Raw genomic sequence first — 17020 nt, forward strand, 5'->3', positions numbered from 1 at the left:
CCTTCGGCCCGACCGGATCCCGGCGCTGCACCCGACAGTGGACCCAGCGCCGCGACGAGGTGCCTCGGCGCCCCCACCGGAGCGGCCGAGGAGGACCCCGATGAACGCGGAGAGGTCGACGCCGCCGCGCAGGTCCAGGATCGTCGTCGGCTACGACGGCTCCGCGTGCGCCGCGGCAGCCCTCGAGTGGGCGGCCAGTGCCGCCGCCGACCGCCGGTGCCACCTGGAGGTGGTCACGGCCCTGCCGCTCCACGACGCGTGGGCGGTGCCGATCGGGGTGGCCCTGGCGGTGGTGCCCGCCCGTCCGCACCACCTGCCCGAGGCCCGGGTCGAGGACGCGAGGCAGCTGGCCGCCAAGTTCCTCCCCGATGCCGCGGTGACGCTGACCGAGATCGCCGGCGTTGCCGCGTCGACGCTGATCCACGCCTCCGAGGAGGCACGGCTGGTCGTCGTCGGCAACCGCGGGCACGGGGCGTTCGGGTCGGCGGTGCTCGGCTCGGTGTCCGCGTCGGTGGCTCGGCACGCCTACTGTCCGGTGACCGTCGTGCGCGGCGCCGTCGACGAGCCGGACCGGCGACGGCCGGTCACCGTGGGCGTGGACTACCTGCAACCGAGTGGCGCCGCCGTGCGCTTCGCCGCGGACCAGGCGGCCCGGTGGGGCGTCCCGCTGCGCATCGTCTCGGCGTGGGCCCTGCTCAACCAGGGCGCGGCCGGGCTGGCGCACCAGCCGCCGGCCGAGATCAACGAGTGGGCCCGGACGCGGTTCGGAATGGCTCGGGGCGCCGCTCAGGACGCTGCGGGGCTGGCCAAACAGGTCGCCCACGACCTCGTGGTCGAGCTGGTCACCCCCGAGACCCCCGCTGCACCGACCCTGGAGGGGGACTCGCGACGCTCGGGGCTCCTCGTCCTGGGGTCGCGACGGCTGGGTCCGCTCGAGCGCATGGTGCTCGGCTCGGTGAGCCGTGCCGTGCTCAACCACGCGTCCTGCCCCGTGACCGTCGTCCCGAGCACCGCCGTCCCGAGCCCGTTGCGCACGTAGGGCCCTCGCGGGTCGCGCGTGCGGGGCTATGGTGCCCGCATGGACCTGTACGAGGTCATGCGCACCACGGCCGCCGTCCGCGACTTCACCGACGACCCGCTGCCCGACGCCGTGCTGGAGACGATCCTCGAGAACGCGCGGTTCGCACCCAGCGGCGGCAACAGGCAGGGCGTGCAGATCGTCGTGGTCCGCGATCCCGCCGTCCGGGAGCGGCTGGTGGAGATCACCGAGCCCGGAGCCCGGCGCTACCACGCCCAGCGGGCCGCCGGCGAAGGCCCGTGGAGCGCGTGGACCCCGAGCTCGGTCACCGAGGAGGACGTCGCGCAGACCGCCGTCCCGGGTTGGGTCACCGAGCCGCTGCGACGGGCCGCGGTGGTTCTCGTCGTCTGTGTCGACCTGCGGGCGGTGGCCGCGCTGGACCAGGACCTCGACCGCGTCGGCGTCGTCGCGGGAGCCTCGGTCTACCCGTTGGTGTGGAACATCCTGCTCGCCGCCCGCAACGAGGGCTTCGGGGGCACCATCACGACGATGGCGGTCGCCGAGGAGCCGGCCCTCAAACGGCTGCTCGGCATCCCCGAGCCCTTCGCCGTGGCAGCGGTCCTCCCCCTCGGCAAGCCGGTCCGCCAGCTGACGCGGCTGCGCCGGGTGGCCGTGGCCGACATGACCCACCGCGAGCACTGGAACGGCGGTCCCCTGCAGGACTAGCCTGAGTTGAAGGCGCAACTACCGCTCACCGACTCGTCCGCGGAGGTGTGGGCATGGACGACTGGAACGCCATGACCCCGGCTGGCAAGAACACGATCCTGCGAGTCGTGCGGCAGGAGGCGGAGCAGTTCTTCGCCCTCGTCGACCAGGACTCGGCCTGGGCTGCGCCCACCGGCGCCGGACACTGGCAGGTCCGCGACGTCGTCGGACACCTCGTCGACACGACGGAGTCGTACTTCGTGGCCTTCGACGCCGCGCGCAACCACCGCGAGGTGCCACCGGCGTACGGGTTGCCCGGCATGGCCCAGCGCGTCGACACGATGGCCCAGGCGCTCCGGGACCTGCCGCGAGAGGAGCTGGTGGCGCGAGCACGCACCGACTTCGACACGATGATGAAGACCTTCGACGAGCTGACCGACGAGGACTGGACCGGTCTGCAGGTAGCCCACTTCTACATGGGGCCGTTGCCGTCCTTCTTCTACCCCGCCTTCCAGCTGATGGACTACGGCGTCCACTCCTGGGACATCCGCCAGGGCACCGGACGCGCGCACGGCCTCTCGGGCGAGGCGGCCGACCTGCTCACGCCCTTCATGTTCGTGCTGTGGCAGTACACGACCAGGCCGGTCACCCCCGACGACGCGTGCGAGATCGGCATCCGGATCACGTCCGGTCCCCATGCCGGCGACACGCGTGTCTCCCTGACCGAAGAGGGGTTCTCGTACGCTCCTGGGGAGGCGACCGACCTCACCGTCCTCGAGTTCGACCCCGGCAGCTTCGTGCTCACGGCGTTCGGGCGCAGCAACGCGGGCACGATCAGGGGCGACCGCGCCGTGGCGGATCGCTTCCTCAACATCTTCTTCAGGATCTGAGGCACGCATGACCGAGATCGACCTCGCCGCCATCGACGCCGAGCGCGAGCGGATCCGCGGCACGTACCTCCGGGCCGCCGAGCGCCGCCCGGTCTCGAGCGCGCGAGGCCTGCACCACTTCGCGGTCGTGGCCCGCGACGTCGAGGAGACCATCCGGTTCTACCAGGGCGTCCTGGAGTTCCCGCTGACGGAGATCTTCGAGAACCGTGACTACAAGGGCTCGAACCACTTCTTCTTCGACATCGGCAACGGCAACCTGCTGGCGTTCTTCGACTTCCCGGGGCTCGACGTGGGCCCCTACGCGGAGGTGCTCGGAGGCCTGCACCACATCGCCATCTCCGTCGAGCCGCAGACGTGGGAGCGCCTCAGGGGCCGACTCGACGACGCCGGCGTCGAATACGTCCAGGAGAGCGGCACGTCGATCTACTTCCGCGACCCCAACGGCGCCCGGCTCGAGCTCATCGCCGACCCGCTCGGCGAGATGTACGGCACCACGGTCCTCTGACCCCGGGCGCAGCGCCCTCCGTCAGGTCCCGGTAGCGGCATCGCCGCCCCGGACGCGTCGCTCCAGCGCCTCGATGACCGTCGGGCAGACGTCCATGCCGTAGAGCCGTTCGATGCTCTGGAGCCCTCCCGGGCTCTCGGCGTTGATCTCGACCACCGTGTCGCCGATGACGTCGAGCCCGACGAAGAACATGCCGTCGGCGAGGAGCTTGTCCCGCATGGCGTCGACGACCCCGAGCTCGACCTCACCGACCTCGAGCGGGACCGGGTGACCGCCGACGCTGATGTTGGCACGAGGGTCGTTCCCCGCGGGCACCCTCCTGAACGCGGCGAACGTGCCGTCCAGCCGAAGGATCTCGCCGTCGAGGACGAAGATCCGCGCGTCCCCGTCCTCGCCGCCGTCGACGAACTCCTGGACGACGGCATAGCCGTCCTCGAGCACGGCCTCGGTCATCTGGGCGAGGTTCGCGTCGTCGGCGCCGCCGACCATGAAAACGTTCCGGCCCTTGGCCCCGTAGAGCGGCTTGACCACGGAGTGGCCCACGTCCCGGACGAAGGCCTCGATGGCCCCCGGGTCGCGCGTCACGAGCGACCGGGGCCGGATCTTCTCGGGGAACTCCTCGAGGTAGAGCTTGCTCGTCGCCCGCAGGAGCGAGGTCGGGTCGTTGACCACGGTGACGCCCCGGGCCTGGAGCATGTGTCCGACGATGGCGCCCATGGGCACCGCCCACGGCCGGCTCTGCAGGTCCTCGATCGACTCGTTGCGCAGGAACAGCGCGTCGAGCTCGTCCATCCCGGTCCGCTCGCTCTCGGCCTCCTTGAGGCGCGCCATGAACTCCTCGAGCGAGTCGCCGTCGTCGGACCGGGCCGGGCGTGAGCGCGCGACCAGGCCGTCGGACCGACCCATCTCGACGTCGCCGACGCCGACGTACCAGACCTCGTGCCCGGCCCGTGCGGCTGCACGCGCCAGGCGGGTCGTCGTGTACTCGTCGACCTCGGAGTCGACGTCGTTGACGAAGAAGGCGATGTTCATGCGGAGGGGCTCCCCTCGTAGAGGTCGGTGACGGACGCGCCCGAGCGCAGCTTCTCCAGACGCGCGGACGCCCCCGGGACGTCGAGCCAGCGGGGTCGCACCCACGGAGCACGGAGGACACCGCGGTCGAGCAGGTCCTGGACGAGCGGCACGTGGTCGAGCGCGAGCTTGCCGACGAGGAGCGCATCGAGGCGAAGGCCCTCGGCCAGCGACTCGAGCAGTCGGGTGATCCCGCGCAGGTAGATGGCATCCTTCACCGAACCGCCGCCGACGACGACGCGGATCGCGATCGACCACGCGGTCCTCGTGGGGATCGCGTGCTCGCGCCGGAGCGACTCGAAGATCTCGACGAAGTCGGCGCCGTCGAGCATCCGGCGGATGGCGACCACCCGCCCCGCGAGCACCCGAAGGCGCCGCGGGTCCAGCCCACCCGTCAGGTACTCCGCGAGGACGGCCAGCCCCTCCTGGGTCTCGTCGTAGCCCGGAAGGCCGATCGTCAACAGCTGCAGTGGTTGTCGCGCGCCGTTCTGGTAGGTGACGACGTGCGTGCCCACCTCGTGGTGCAGCAGCGGCTCCACCCGGTCCGCACGGATGGCGGCGGTCTCGGGGATCAGCAACCTCCCGAAGGAGACCATGAGCTCGGAGACGTCGTCACGCACCTCGAGGGCGACCGGGAAGTCCGGGTGGAGCAGCCGGTAGCGCTCGAACTCGGCCGTGGCGGCGTCGGCGAAGACACCGGCCGTCACGCTGTGGCCGCTCGGCGCCTGTGGCGGGATCAGCTCGAGCAGCCGCACGGCCGCGCTGACGAGCGACGGCGCGACCTCGCCGTAGAGCTGCAGCGACCCGTGGACGAAGCGCGTCGTGTCGCGGTCCTCGAGCAGCGTGACCTGTCGCGCGATCTCGTCGCGCTTGGCCCGGAACAGCGCGTGCAGGGCCGGGTCCGTGACGTCCTCGACCGCCAGGTCGTAGAGGGCGCGACGCACCAGGTCGGGCTCGAAGTCCAGGGCCCGAAGGCGGAGGACGGGCGCTGCACCGAAGTCGCTGCGCTCGAAGTCGGCCCACGCCTCGGCCGCATTGGTGGGCGTCAGGTTGATCAGCACGTCCACCTCGCGCTCCAGCGCGGTGAGGGCGGCATCGACCTCGAGGGCGAACGCCAGGCTGGGGGTCGGGGGCGACGCCGAGGACGATGCGGGCGACGACTCGGACGACGACACGGAGGGCGACACCCGCGGTCACCCGGCCAGGCTCGACCACCAGCCGCTGGTCCTGGCAGCCTCCCACTCGGCGCCCGAGACGTGCACGAGACCCGGGACGTGACCATCGGCCTCCGGTGCGAACCGGGCACGGCACACGGCCTCGTCCTCGAGCCCGAGGAAGGACACGCACACGCCCTCCTGAGCGTCCACGTCCGTGACGGTGCCGGGGTGGTGCTCCCCGAGGACACGGCCGGCGTCGACGGCGTCGGGGCGGGTGACGAGGACGGCGTCCGGGAGCCCGGTGTAGAGCACGAGGGCGCCGACCGGGTCGTTCGTGGTGAGGGGTCGCATGCCGTGGCTCCTTGCTGTGTCGCCCCGAGCCGGTTCCCCTTCAGTGTGCCAAGGGGGCGGCAGACGTGGGCTTTCCGTGTCTTCTGGTTCGGGCTCCGCGGCGGAAGCGCTGGTCACCGGCGTGCCGCGGAGCCCCGGGGTGGTGCCCCGCGACCGGCGGGTCGCGGGGCACCGGCGAGCCGGCGCTGGGAAGGGATCCGGCGCCACCTCGCGTCTCCGGACGCCGGCACGGAGACGGCTGGGAACAGGCGGGAGAACCGTGACGGTCAGAGGCCGAGCAGGCGGTTCAGGATGGTGGCGAGGCCGTTGATGCCGTTGCCGTCGAGGAGGCCCGCCACGGCGCAGAGCAGGTTGCCGAGCAGGTTGCCGGCGCCGGTCTGGCCGGTGATGTTCAGGACGACCTGGTTGAGGTCGACGTTGAGCCCGAGCAGGTTGAGGTGCAGGGGCCCCAGGACGAGGTTGAGGATGTCGCACGAGCCCGCGGTCGTCGCGTTCTGGACCGTGGTCGTGACGGTCTGCGACACCGGCACGACGGTGCGGTCGGGCCTGGTGAGCGTGCCGGTCACCAGCCCCGTGACGCCGAGGGCGCCGTTCTGGTTGCTGAAGCCCGTCGGCGTGAAGGAGCCGGTGAAGGTGCCGACACCCGCGATGACCTGGTTGATCGTGGAGGACGCGGTGGCCCTCGGCGTCGCCGCCGCGGGCGCTGCCGGTGTCGCGGACGGTGCGGCGGACGGTGCCGCAGAGGCGGCGGCCGCGGGCACGAGTCCCAGCGCGGCCGTCGTCGCGAGGGCGGCGCCGCTGGCGTACAGCTTGGTGGCGAACTTCATGGGCGTTTCTCCTTGGTTCGTGCGGGGAGGCCGGTGGGCCGTCGGTCACCACTGACGATGCCGAGGGCAACCCGGCATGACGCGGCCTCGTGGACGGCGGACGGCGCCGGTTCGGGCCGGTCGGACCCGTTTCCCGCCCGCAGGCGCCGCTGGCCCCCGCCAGGCGTGCCGGCGGCCCACGACGTCGCCGCGTCATGCACCAGCCGCCAAGGCGTCCGGTGCGCAGGTCAGCGTCCGGACGCGGCCCGGTGCGTCATCTCGTACGCGGCGAGCAGCTCGAGGAGCAGCTCGCCCGACGTGGCGTGGACGTCCACGACCTCGTCCGGTCGGGCGTCGGACAGCACCTCGCCGGTGACCTCCTGGTGGATCCGGCACACGTCGAGCAGGGCGACGCCGTCGGCGAAGGCGGCACGGCCCAGGTCGTAGGCCTCCGCCCTCACCCCCTCGGCCCGTTGGGGCAGGAACCGCAGCAGCAGCGGGCGGTAGTTGCGCGCGAAACGGTCCAGCTCGTCCGCGTGCGCCGGCAGCGGCGTCACCGGCGCTCCTCGGGGTCGAGGTCCGGGGGCGCGACGGACGGTGCGGGCTGCACGAGCGTCGCCAGCAGCACCAGACCCTCCTCGAGGTCCAGCGCCGTCGGCACGTGACCCGGCCCGAGGCCGAGCCGCACCATGGTGAAGGCCACCTCGGGCTGGATCCCCACGATCACCGTCCGGGCCCCACGCAGCCGCGCCATCTCGGCGATCCGGCGCAGCGTCAGCGCTGCGAACGAGTCGATGACATCGAGTGCCGCCACGTCGATGAGCACCCCACGCGACCGGTGCTGGCCGATGCGGTCGACGAGGTCCCGCTCGAAGCGCGCGAGCTCCGAGTCGTCGAGGGCGGTGTGGATCGATGCGATCAGGGTGTGACCCTGACGCATGATCGACACGAGAGCGGGGCCGCCGTTCACGAGCTGGTGCCGACCTCCTTCCGGATCACGCTGAAGCCGAGCAGTCGTTCCGCCTCCTCGAGACCTCCCTGCAGGTCGCCGATGGTGTTCATCTTGCTGAGGTCGACCCCGATGGTGACGAGGGTCTGGGCGATCTTCGGCGACAGTCCCGTGATGATGACGCTCGCACCCATGAGGCGTGACGCGTCGACCGTCTGCACGAGGTGGTTGGCAACCGCCTCGTCGACGTCGGGAGAACCGGTGATGTCGATGACGACGACCTTGGCGCGGTGCGTGCGGATGCCGGTGAGCAGCTGCTCGGTGAGCTGTCGGGCGCGCTCGCTGTCGAGCACGCCGATGATCGGCAGGATGAGCAGCCGCTCGCGCACCGGCAGCACCGGCGTCGACAGCTCGCGGATCGAGTCCTGCTGCTGGCGGATGACGCGTTCGCGTTCGTCGACGAAGCTCACGGCGACGGTGTTGGCGATGCGGTTCGCTGCCGGTTCGTAGGCGTCGAGGACCTCGTTGAGCAGCGCGAAGTCGCGCTGGTACTTCTCGAAGAGCGAGCGCGCCAGGACGTCGCGCAGCAGCAGCACGATACCGACGACCTCGTGGGTCTCGACCCCGCGCGGGATGATGCGCTCGGACAGGTCACGGGCGTAGTGCTGCAGCGCCTCGACGCTGCCGGTCTCGAGCACCTCGACGTAGTTGTCGTAGACGGAGGTCGTCTCCGCCGCCATCTCCTGCGGTGTCATGGCATTGAGCAGATGGGCCTGGTGGATGCGTTCGGCCCACTCCTCACGCAGACGGGTGCGGTGCTCGCGCAGGTGCGCGACGAGCTGCGACAGGAGGTGCTCGCCCCCACCGCTCTGCTCACGGCCGTCGTCGGTGTGCTGGTCCTCCATGGTCAGGTCCTCTCCCATTTGGTCATGGTCACCGTGGTGCCGTGCCCGGTCCCGCTCAGCACGGCGAAGTCGTCCATGAGACGCCGGACGCCGGGAAGGCCGAGCCCCAGGCCGCCGTACGTGCTGAACCCGTCGCGCATCGCCCGGTCGACGTCCGCGATGCCCGGACCGCTGTCGCGGGCGGTCACCCGGAGTCCGCGTCGGTCCTGCTCGGTCGGCTCGACGAGCTCGACGACGACCTCGCCCCTGCCGGCGAACCGCACGATGTTGCGGCACACCTCCGAGACGGACGTGGCGATGAGCGTCAGCTCCGTGGCCCCGAAGGCGAGCCGCGAGGCGAGCTCGCGAGCAGCCCCACGCGCCCGGACGATGTCCGCATCCCGGTCGATCGCGATGCGCACGATGTCGGAGTCACGGCCCTGTCCTCGTTCGAGGAGCGGCTCGCTCAGCCGCGCACACAGCTCGCACTCGAGCAGGTGCTGGGCCGCGCCGACCTCACGTTGTCGGCGCTGGTCCCCGCCGCTGAGCGCGAGCAGGACCGGCCGGCACCGGTCCGTCACGGTCGTGGCGTCCTCCAGCTCGAGGAGGTACTCCACGCGCAACCGGGCCCTGACGCGGTTGAGCCGGGCGCCGACCGCCCCCGCGGTGCTGCCGGCCGTCTCGGCGATGGCCCGGGTGGTCGTGCCCTCGACCTCGTGGTCGATCAGCAGCTGTCGTTCCTGCTCGCTGAGGTGGGCGAGCGCGCGTGTCATCGCGCCGTTGTCCTCGCCGCTCACCAGGTGGTCCTCCGGCAGCTCGGGCGTGCTGAGGTCCACCACGCGGTGCTGGTTGCGGCGCCGGCGATCCTCCTCCCGCCACAGGCTCGCGACGACGTTGCGTGCCGTGGCGATGGCGTACGGCTGCAGCATGCCCGGCTCGATCGTGTCGGAGGCAGCCAGGACGCGCGTCAGGGTCTCCTGGACGAGGTCCTCTGCTGCCGGGTGAGACCCCAGGCGGGCGCCCACGATGCGCCGGACGACGGGGATGAGGTCTGCGACGTCCTGCGCCGCATGACCGATTCCCTCGCCGTCGCGACCGGGTGCGCCCACCCCGTGGAAGTACCCATCGCCACCGAAACTGCCACGGCGGAGGTCGGCCGGGGCGCCTCGGCCACCCGGAATGTGAGGGTTGAACCGACTACCGGTAGGGGTCCATGCTGGTGGGCGAGCGGCACGAGGGGTGCTGCTCGAGGAGGCCGTGATGAAACCATCGCCTCACGCGTCCGGTCGGACGCCTCGGGTCGGGGATGAGCCGCGCCGGCGCACCGGGCCTCGCCGGCCGACGACGTTCTGCTCTGAGCTCGAATCGGCTTGCGGCACAACAGGGCCGCGGACGCTTGATGCTGTCGTCATGAAAACCCCCCTCACCCGGCCCATCTCGCTGCCCGTCGCGGCGCCGCCCCACGCGCGCAACGCGCGCCATCGCGTCCCGCGCACACCCGCCTGCTCGTAGGTCGATCACGAGTGCCAGCCGAGGAGGTCGCATGAGCACTCAGGAGGACGGATTGCGACTTCCGCCCGCCGGCTCGGGGGGCGGACCGTCGACCCGGGCGGACGTGCCGATCGGGACGCCCGGGACGACGGAGACGGCCGGGCCCGCGGTCGCCAAGATGAGCGTGCCGACCCTGACCGCGATGGTGGTCGGCAGCATGGTGGGGGCCGGGGTGTTCTCGCTCCCGGCGCGGTTCGGCGTCGCCACGGGCATCCTCGGCTCCCTCATCGCCTGGGCCGTCGCCGGCACCGGCATGCTGATGCTGGCGTTCGTGTTCCAGAGCCTCGCGATCCGCCGGCCCCAGCTCGACTCCGGTGTCTTCATCTACGCGAAGGCGGGCTTCGGCGACTATGCCGGCTTCAACTCCGCGATCGGCTTCTGGGCCAGCGCCGTCGCCGGCAACACCTTCTACTGGGTGTTCATCAGCGCCACGCTGGACACCTTCGTCAGCGGCTTCGGCGACGGCGCCACCGTGCTGGCCGTCGGCCTCTCGAGCGCCGGCGTCTGGTTCTTCCACTACCTCATCGCGCGGGGCGTCCGTGACGCTGCGGTCATCAACCGCATCGTCACGGTGTTCAAGATCCTGCCGATCCTCGTGTTCATCGTGGTTCTGTTCGTCAACTTCGATGCCGGCGTCTTCGCCGACAACTGGACGGCCGGCAGCTACGGCGACCTGGGCAACCTCAACGAGCAGGTCCGCAACACCATGCTCATCACGACGTTCGTCTTCATCGGCATCGAGGGGGCCAGCGTCTACTCCCGGTACGCACGCCGCCGCGAGGACGTCGGCCGCGCAACGGTGCTCGGCTTCCTCAGCGTCCTTTCGATCTTCGCGCTGGTGACGCTCTCGAGCTACTCCGTGGTGCCCCAGCCGGAGCTCGCCGCGACGCGCCAGCCGTCGATGATCGGCGTCTTCCGCTCGGTCGTGGGCGACTGGGGCGAGGTGTTCATCAGCGTCGCGGTCATCGTGTCCGTGCTCGGGGCCTACCTCGCCTGGACCCTGATGGCCGCCGAGGTCATGTTCATCCCCGCCCGTCAGGACGACTTCCCCCGCTTCCTGGGCCACGAGAACGCGAAGGGCACACCGATCACGGCGCTGGTCGTCACCTCCATCGGGGTGCAGTCCCTGCTCTCGTTGACGCTCTTCGTCGACGACGCCCTGAACTTCATGCTCGACCTCTCGACGAGCCTCGCCCTCCTGCCCTACCTCCTGGCGGCCGCCTACGCGCTGAAGCTGGGGCTCACCGGTGAGAGCTACGAGGACGTGACGCCGAGGACGCGACGCAAGGAGACCGTCGTCGCCGGCGTCGCCACCGCGTACACGATCTTCCTGTTCGACGCCGCAGGGCTGAAGTTCGTGCTCCTCATGACCGTGATCCTCGCCCCGGCCTCGTTGCTCTACATCAAGGCTCGCAGCGAGCAGGGCCGGCGGCTGTTCACGCCCTCCGAGCTCGCGCTCTTCGTCCTCATCGTCCTCGGTGGCGCGGCCGGCGTCGTCGGCCTGGTCACCGGGCGCATCACCATCTGACCCCATCGAGAAGAGGCGACCGGATGACCAGCCCATCGACGACGTACGGAGTGCACTCAGAGGTCGGGCGGCTCCACAAGGTGCTCGTGTGCGCCCCCGGTCTCGCGCATCGCCGGCTCACGCCGACCAACAGCGACGACCTGCTGTTCGACGACGTGATGTGGGTCGAGAACGCCCAGCGCGACCACGCCGACTTCGTCAACAAGCTCACCCAGCGCGGCGTCGAGGTGGTGGAGCTGCACGACCTCCTCGCCGAGACGCTGAGGGACCCAGCGGCGCGGGACTGGCTCCTGGACCGCAAGATCGAGCCGAACCACGTCGGGCTCGGCCTCGTGGAGGGCACGCGCGCCTTCCTCGAGTCGTTGGCGCCACGCGAGCTGTCGGAGTTCCTCATCGGCGGGCTCGCCACCAACGACCTGCCCGAGGACTACCGCACCGGCTACATCGCCCTCGCCCGGGAACACACCGGCGCTCGGGAGTACCTGATGCCGCCCCTGCCGAACACCCTCTACACCCGCGACACCACGTGCTGGCTCTACGGCGGCCTCACCCTCAACCCGCTGTACTGGCCTGCGCGTCACGACGAGACGCTCATCTACAAGGCCGTCTACACCTTCCACCCCGACTACGCCGGGTCGACGGTCTGGTGGGGCGACCCCGAGAAGGACTGGAGCCAGGCCACGTTCGAGGGCGGCGACATCATGCCGGTCGGCAACGGGGTCGTCCTCATGGGCATGAGCGAACGAACCTCGCACCAGGCGATCACGCAGGTTGCGGCGGCGCTGTTCGAGCAGGGCGCGGCCCAGCGCGTGGTCGTCGCCGGCATGCCGAAGCTGAGGGCCGCGATGCACCTCGACACCGTCTTCACGTTCGTCGACCGCGACGTCGTGACCCTCTACCGCACGATCATGGACGCGGTGCACACGTTCACGCTGCTCCCGACGGACAAGGCACCCGGCGTCGAGGTCGTCGACGAGGGCAGCGCCGCCTTCGTCGACGTGGTCGCCAAAGCCCTCGGGGTGGCCTCGCTCCGCGTCATCGAGACCGGAGGCGACGTCTACCAGTCCGAGCGCCAGCAGTGGGACAGCGGCAACAACGCCGTCGCCGTCGAACCCGGCGTGGTGGTCACCTACGACCGCAACACCCTGACCAACACGTTGCTGCGCAAGGCCGGCATCGAGGTCATCACCATCGTGGGCGCCGAGCTCGGACGCGGCCGCGGGGGTGGCCACTGCATGACGTGTCCGATCATCCGCGACCCCGTCGAGTTCTGACCGACACCGCCCGGGAGATGAGCACATTGAGACCAACGCACCGAACCAGGACTCCTCAGTCCGGCACCCGGACCACAGCACGGTTCCGGCGGCGACGTCCACGGACGGCGTTCGTGGTGCTGGCGTTCTTCCCTGTAGCCCTGGTCGCCGCCGCCTGCGAGAGCCAGCCCGACAGCACCCAGGCCCGCATCGACAACCCGGCGCGCGGCAACAGCGTCAACGCCCAGATCGGCGACATCCGCCTGCTCGCCACCCGGATCGACGCCCCGGAGGAGCGCAAGGTGCTGGCCGCCACGAGCACCGGGCTGTTCACGACGCTCGCCAACGACGGGAGCCAGGCCGACACGCTCGTGGCCGTGTCGACGAGCTACGCCACGCGCACGATCCTGCGCGACGGCACCGACGGCGCCGAGCGCCCCGTGAACGTGCCCGTCCCCGCGCACGGCGTCGTCTCGATGCAGTACCCGGGCCAGACGCACCTCGAGCTCGTCGACCTCAAGGTGGACGTCCGTGCAGGCCGGCTGCTGCCCGTGCAGTTCCGCTTCGCCCGGTCCGGCACCGCCACCGTCAACGTCTTCGTCGACGGGTTCGGGCTGCCGACGGTGTCGCCGGTCACCCCGTCCGGGAGCTAGCGACCGGGCGTACCGGGTCGGGGGCCAGCACAGCGTCGAGGAAGGCGCCCACCCGACGCTCCCACTCGGACGGTGCGGACGCCAGCGCCGCGGCGTGGCCGCCGGGGGCCACCCAGACCTGCACGCTCACCGGGGAGGCGGCGCGCAGGTAGGCCGCTGCGTCGCCCTCGTCGGGCCGCTCGGCTGCCGCGACCAGCAAGGTCCGGCGGGGAGCGGCCGCGGAGACGGCATCGCGCAGCGCGGTCGGTGGAGCGGCCGGGGTCAACCAGTCGGCGAGGCCGTACGTCAGTCGGTCGAGCTGCTGCTGCAGCCGCCCCGGCACGCCGTACTTCTCGTAGAGCCATGCCTTGTCGGCCGGGACCCGGTTGGTCGCGCCCTCGGCCACGACGCCCCTGATGCGGACGTCGGCCGCCATCGCCCCGATGGCCTCCTCACCACCCATCGAGATGCCGAGCACTGCGATCCGCCCGCCCGTGACGTCCCGCCGAGCGGCGAGCAGGTCCACGGACGCTCGGACGTCGAGGTCGCCGTACCAGCCGAGGTCCATGGCTCGACCGGCACTGCGTCCGTGCCCGCGCGCGTCGACGAGCAGGACGCCGTAGCCCAGGTCGGCCAGTGCCTTGGCCTGACCGACCACGCTCGAGCGCGTGGAGCCGGATCCGTGCAGGACCACGACGGCGGCACCGTTGCGCGACGGGACGTACCAGCAGGAGAGCTCGACCCCGTCGGCGGTGCGCGCGGTGACGTCGACGTAGGCGAGCCCGACGTCGGCCGGCGTGGCATCGACGGGACCACGCGGCACGACGGTGGCCGCCACCGCCTGCGCGACCGTCAGCAGGGCGACACCGAGGAGCACGACCGTGCCGCCCGCGAGAAGCACCCGCGTCGGCCGGCGCCGGCCACGCCACAGACGCGCACTGCCGGCCACGAGCACCGTCGACCCCAGGACGAGGCACACCAGGCCCACCACGGCGCCCGTCGTGGCTCCTCCCGCGCCGAGGTGCGGCAACAGCCCCACGCCGACCGCGAACAGGCAGGCACCGGCGAGCAGCCCGACCGCCCCGGCCACGACGTGCAGCGTCGTCGGCGCGGGGCCGCGCAGTCGCACGGATCGGGACATCGTGAGCTCCAAGGAGTGCTTCCAGCACCAGGGTGCGACCCGATGCGTCGTGGGGGCAGAGCCCAAGGTCCTCCGGCCGGGCGACGTGGCGGTCCGTCGTGACCCTGCCGCGTGGACAGACCGGGGAGCCCGGGGTCGACGCGCCTAGCCTTGGGCCATGGACCTGGGCCTGGACTTCGGCACGACGCACACCGTCGTCGCCCACGGCGACCGAGGCAACTACCCGGTGGTGGCCTTCCTCGACGAGGAGGGCGATGCCCATGACCACTTCCCATCGGTCGTCGCGGACGACGGAGGCACCCTGGTCTTCGGTTTCGCCGCGCTGGAGGCGGCCCGGCGTGGCCGGCCCATGGCCCGCTCGTTCAAGCGTCTGCTCGCCGAGCCGCAGGTCACCCCGCACACGCTGATGCCGCTCGGTGAGCGCGAGGTCCCCCTCCTGGACGTGCTCACCGGGTACTTCGCCGCAGTGCTCGACGCGCTCCGTACGGCCTCGAGCATCGAGGGCGGGATCGAGGCGTCGACGCGGCCCCGCGCCGTGCTCGGGGTGCCGGCGCAGGCGGGCAGCGCCCAGCGCTTCCTCACCCTCGAGGCGTGCCGACGTGCGGGCTTCGACGTGGCGGGTCTGGTCAACGAGCCGTCCGCCGCCAGCTTCGAGTTCGCGCACCGGCAGGCCCGCTCCATCACCTCCCGTCGCGACCTCGTCATCGTCTACGACCTGGGCGGGGGCACGTTCGACGCCTCTCTGTTGCGCCTCTCGGGCACCCACCACGAGGTGCTCGACTCCTTCGGCGTCAACCGGCTCGGCGGCGACGACTTCGACGAGGCTCTCGCCTCGGTCGCGCTCGCGGCTGCCGGCCGCGACGAGCGCGAGCTGTCGGCGGCAGCGTGGGCGGCCCTGGTCGAGGAGTGCCGGGAGGCCAAGGAACGCATCGGACCGCAGTCGCGCCGGGTCGCCGTCGAGGTGCCGGCGGCCGACGGCGGGCCGGGCACCGCGGTCACCGTCCCGGTCGAGGACTACTACGCCGCCGTGACGCCGCTCGTCGCGGCGACGACCGAGGCGATGGAGCCGCTGGTCCAGTCGCTCCAGGCATCCGACGGCGCGGATGGCGCCGACGACGACCTTCAGGGCGTGGCCGGCATCTACATCGTCGGTGGCGCCAGCGGCCTGCCGCTGGTCCCGCGGCTGCTGCGGTCCCGCTTCGGCAGGCGGGTGCACCGCTCACCGATGCCGAGCGGTTCCACCGCCGTGGGCCTGGCCATCGCGGCCGACTCCGAGGCCGGCTACTCGCTGCGCGACCGGCTCTCCCGTGGCTTCGGCGTCTTCCGCGAGCGCGAGAGCGGGACGAGCGTGTCGTTCGACCCGGTCCTCGACCGGTCCCTGCCGACCGGCGACGCCCTCGGCGCGTCGGGAGACACCGAGCCGGTGGTGGTGACGCGCCGCTACCGGGCCGCGCACAACATCGGCTGGTTCCGGTTCGTGGAGTACTCCTCCGTCGACGACCAGGGCGAGCCCCGTGGCGACCTCGCGCCGGTGGCCGAGATCGTCTTCCCGTTCGATCCTGCGCTCCAGCAGACCGTGCGCGAGGCGGGAGATGACCCCGCTGCCCACGCCGCCGTCCTGCGCGAGGTGCCCATCGTGCGGCTCGAGGGCGGCCCGCTGCTTGAGGAGCGCTACACGGTCGACCCGGCCGGCATCATCGAGCTGTCCCTCACCGACCTCACGACGGGCTACCGGCAGGAGCACCTCCTCCAGGTCTGAGTGGACCCTGGGCGTGCCGGCACGACGTCGCCCGGCGGTCGAGGTCCACCGGGGAGCACCACCGCCCCGACCTGCAGGGTGCAGGTCAGGGCGGTGTCCCAGCCGCTCTGGGGTGGCTCATCGGAACGATGCTGCGGCCCGGCTCTGAGGGGACGAGGTCGCGATCCCGTCCGCTGCACCGTGCTGGTCGCGCCACAGGGAGACCCCGAGGCCGATGAGCGCGAGGCCGGTGGGGACGGCGAGAGGCCGGTTGAACGACTGCGGCAGCACGGCGAGGGCCGCAGTGGCGACGTTGCCGACGGCGAGCAGCACCGCGGCCCAACGGCTCAGGATGCCGGCCCGGAACGTCGTGACGCCGAACAGCAGACCGCCGAGCACGTACGCGACACCCGTGACGGCGAACACGGTGGTCAGGGCACCGATGTCGCCACCCGCGCTGCCGTGGAAGGCCGCCTGGATGACGTCACCCGTCCACGCGGGGTCCGTGCGGGCCGTCGTGGGCAGGGCGAAAGCCGCCATGAACGTCGTGGCGAACATCATGAGGAAGCCTGCCGACAGGACGAGGTACCCGACGAGGCCGACGAGTCCGGCCCTGGCGTGCTGGCGCAGGTAGATACCGGCGATCCCGGCCAGGGCCAACGCGGACATCGCGGTCTTGGCCGCGTTGCGGACGACCCAGTCGGTGGTCGTGGCCGACTCGACGGTCATGGCGGGGTGGTTGATCTGGACGGCGATGTAGATGGCTCCGGCTGCAGCGGCAGCGACGCCGGCGGCCTGGCCGAGGCGGGCGGTGGAGATGTTCATGGCGGTTCCTCTGTTC

At 71.7% G+C, this 17020-nt stretch carries 18 protein-coding genes; 8 read left to right on the forward strand and 10 right to left on the reverse strand.

Annotation, left to right across the window (positions count from 1 at the left end; all coding sequences use genetic code 11):
- The first annotated feature begins 100 nt into the window (after positions 1–100).
- The 4 genes from AC3A5R_RS06380 to AC3A5R_RS06395 are packed head-to-tail and all read left to right on the forward strand — an operon-like array spanning position 101 to position 3118.
- Positions 101–1039 (forward strand): universal stress protein, encoded by a 939-nt coding sequence (locus tag AC3A5R_RS06380; protein WP_487619887.1) that lies wholly within the window; start codon positions 101–103, stop codon positions 1037–1039.
- 39 nt (positions 1040–1078) lie between these two features.
- Complete coding sequence (locus tag AC3A5R_RS06385) at positions 1079–1744, forward strand: nitroreductase family protein (RefSeq protein ID WP_487619888.1); 666 nt, start codon at positions 1079–1081, stop codon at positions 1742–1744.
- A 53-nt stretch (positions 1745–1797) separates the two neighbouring features.
- The gene (locus tag AC3A5R_RS06390) at positions 1798–2613 is read left to right on the forward strand and encodes a maleylpyruvate isomerase family mycothiol-dependent enzyme (RefSeq protein ID WP_487619889.1); all 816 of its coding nucleotides are present in this window, start codon (positions 1798–1800) and stop codon (positions 2611–2613) included.
- Between the two features lie 7 nt (positions 2614–2620).
- Entirely contained in the window at positions 2621–3118 is a 498-nt protein-coding gene (locus AC3A5R_RS06395) for a VOC family protein (RefSeq protein WP_487619890.1), read from the forward strand.
- Between the two features lie 21 nt (positions 3119–3139).
- Here the strand turns inward: AC3A5R_RS06395 and AC3A5R_RS06400 are convergent, their stop codons facing one another.
- From AC3A5R_RS06400 to AC3A5R_RS06435, 8 genes are all read right to left on the reverse strand, one after another.
- Complete coding sequence (locus AC3A5R_RS06400) at positions 3140–4150, reverse strand: ATP-grasp domain-containing protein (protein ID WP_487619891.1); 1011 nt, start codon at positions 4148–4150, stop codon at positions 3140–3142.
- On the reverse strand, positions 4147–5376 hold the full coding sequence (locus AC3A5R_RS06405) for a peptidase MATCAP family protein (RefSeq protein WP_487619892.1): 1230 nt from the start codon (positions 5374–5376) through the stop codon (positions 4147–4149). The genes AC3A5R_RS06400 and AC3A5R_RS06405 overlap by 4 nt, the downstream gene beginning before the upstream one ends.
- Before the next feature lie 6 nt (positions 5377–5382).
- Entirely contained in the window at positions 5383–5697 is a 315-nt protein-coding gene (locus AC3A5R_RS06410) for a hypothetical protein (protein ID WP_487619893.1), read from the reverse strand.
- A 266-nt stretch (positions 5698–5963) separates the two neighbouring features.
- Positions 5964–6524, reverse strand: a complete 561-nt coding sequence (locus tag AC3A5R_RS06415; RefSeq protein ID WP_487619894.1) for an ABC transporter substrate-binding protein — start codon at positions 6522–6524, stop codon at positions 5964–5966.
- Between the two features lie 227 nt (positions 6525–6751).
- On the reverse strand, positions 6752–7060 hold the full coding sequence (locus AC3A5R_RS06420) for a phosphatase RsbU N-terminal domain-containing protein (protein WP_487619895.1): 309 nt from the start codon (positions 7058–7060) through the stop codon (positions 6752–6754).
- Positions 7057–7443 carry an STAS domain-containing protein gene (locus AC3A5R_RS06425; protein ID WP_487619896.1) on the reverse strand — a complete coding sequence of 129 codons (387 nt, stop codon included), beginning with the start codon at positions 7441–7443 and terminating at the stop codon, positions 7057–7059. The genes AC3A5R_RS06420 and AC3A5R_RS06425 overlap by 4 nt, the downstream gene beginning before the upstream one ends.
- Before the next feature lie 26 nt (positions 7444–7469).
- Positions 7470–8375, reverse strand: a complete 906-nt coding sequence (locus AC3A5R_RS06430) for an STAS domain-containing protein (RefSeq protein WP_487619897.1) — start codon at positions 8373–8375, stop codon at positions 7470–7472.
- Positions 8360–9445: a sigma-70 family RNA polymerase sigma factor gene (locus AC3A5R_RS06435; RefSeq protein WP_487619898.1), complete on the reverse strand. Its 1086-nt coding sequence runs from the start codon at positions 9443–9445 to the stop codon at positions 8360–8362. The genes AC3A5R_RS06430 and AC3A5R_RS06435 overlap by 16 nt, the downstream gene beginning before the upstream one ends.
- Before the next feature lie 434 nt (positions 9446–9879).
- Here AC3A5R_RS06435 and AC3A5R_RS06440 point away from each other — a divergent pair, with 434 nt between their 5' ends.
- From AC3A5R_RS06440 to AC3A5R_RS06450, 3 genes are all read left to right on the forward strand, one after another.
- Entirely contained in the window at positions 9880–11415 is a 1536-nt protein-coding gene (locus AC3A5R_RS06440; RefSeq protein WP_487619899.1) for a basic amino acid/polyamine antiporter, read from the forward strand.
- Between the two features lie 23 nt (positions 11416–11438).
- The gene (locus AC3A5R_RS06445; protein WP_487619900.1) at positions 11439–12689 is read left to right on the forward strand and encodes an arginine deiminase; all 1251 of its coding nucleotides are present in this window, start codon (positions 11439–11441) and stop codon (positions 12687–12689) included.
- Between the two features lie 113 nt (positions 12690–12802).
- Positions 12803–13321, forward strand: a complete 519-nt coding sequence (locus AC3A5R_RS06450; RefSeq protein WP_487619901.1) for a copper chaperone PCu(A)C — start codon at positions 12803–12805, stop codon at positions 13319–13321.
- Here AC3A5R_RS06450 and AC3A5R_RS06455 read toward each other — a convergent pair.
- Positions 13302–14441 carry an alpha/beta hydrolase gene (locus tag AC3A5R_RS06455; protein WP_487619902.1) on the reverse strand — a complete coding sequence of 380 codons (1140 nt, stop codon included), beginning with the start codon at positions 14439–14441 and terminating at the stop codon, positions 13302–13304. The genes AC3A5R_RS06450 and AC3A5R_RS06455 overlap by 20 nt on opposite strands.
- A gap of 157 nt (positions 14442–14598) precedes the next feature.
- Between AC3A5R_RS06455 and AC3A5R_RS06460 the strand changes: the two genes are divergently transcribed.
- Positions 14599–16200, forward strand: a complete 1602-nt coding sequence (locus AC3A5R_RS06460) for an Hsp70 family protein (protein ID WP_487619903.1) — start codon at positions 14599–14601, stop codon at positions 16198–16200.
- Between the two features lie 117 nt (positions 16201–16317).
- On the opposite strand, the gene AC3A5R_RS06465 is transcribed toward AC3A5R_RS06460, so the two are convergent.
- Complete coding sequence (locus AC3A5R_RS06465; RefSeq protein ID WP_487619904.1) at positions 16318–17004, reverse strand: hypothetical protein; 687 nt, start codon at positions 17002–17004, stop codon at positions 16318–16320.
- Between the last annotated feature and the right edge of the window lie 16 nt (positions 17005–17020).

Source organism: Intrasporangium sp. Soil_C_50 (assembly GCF_057656595.1).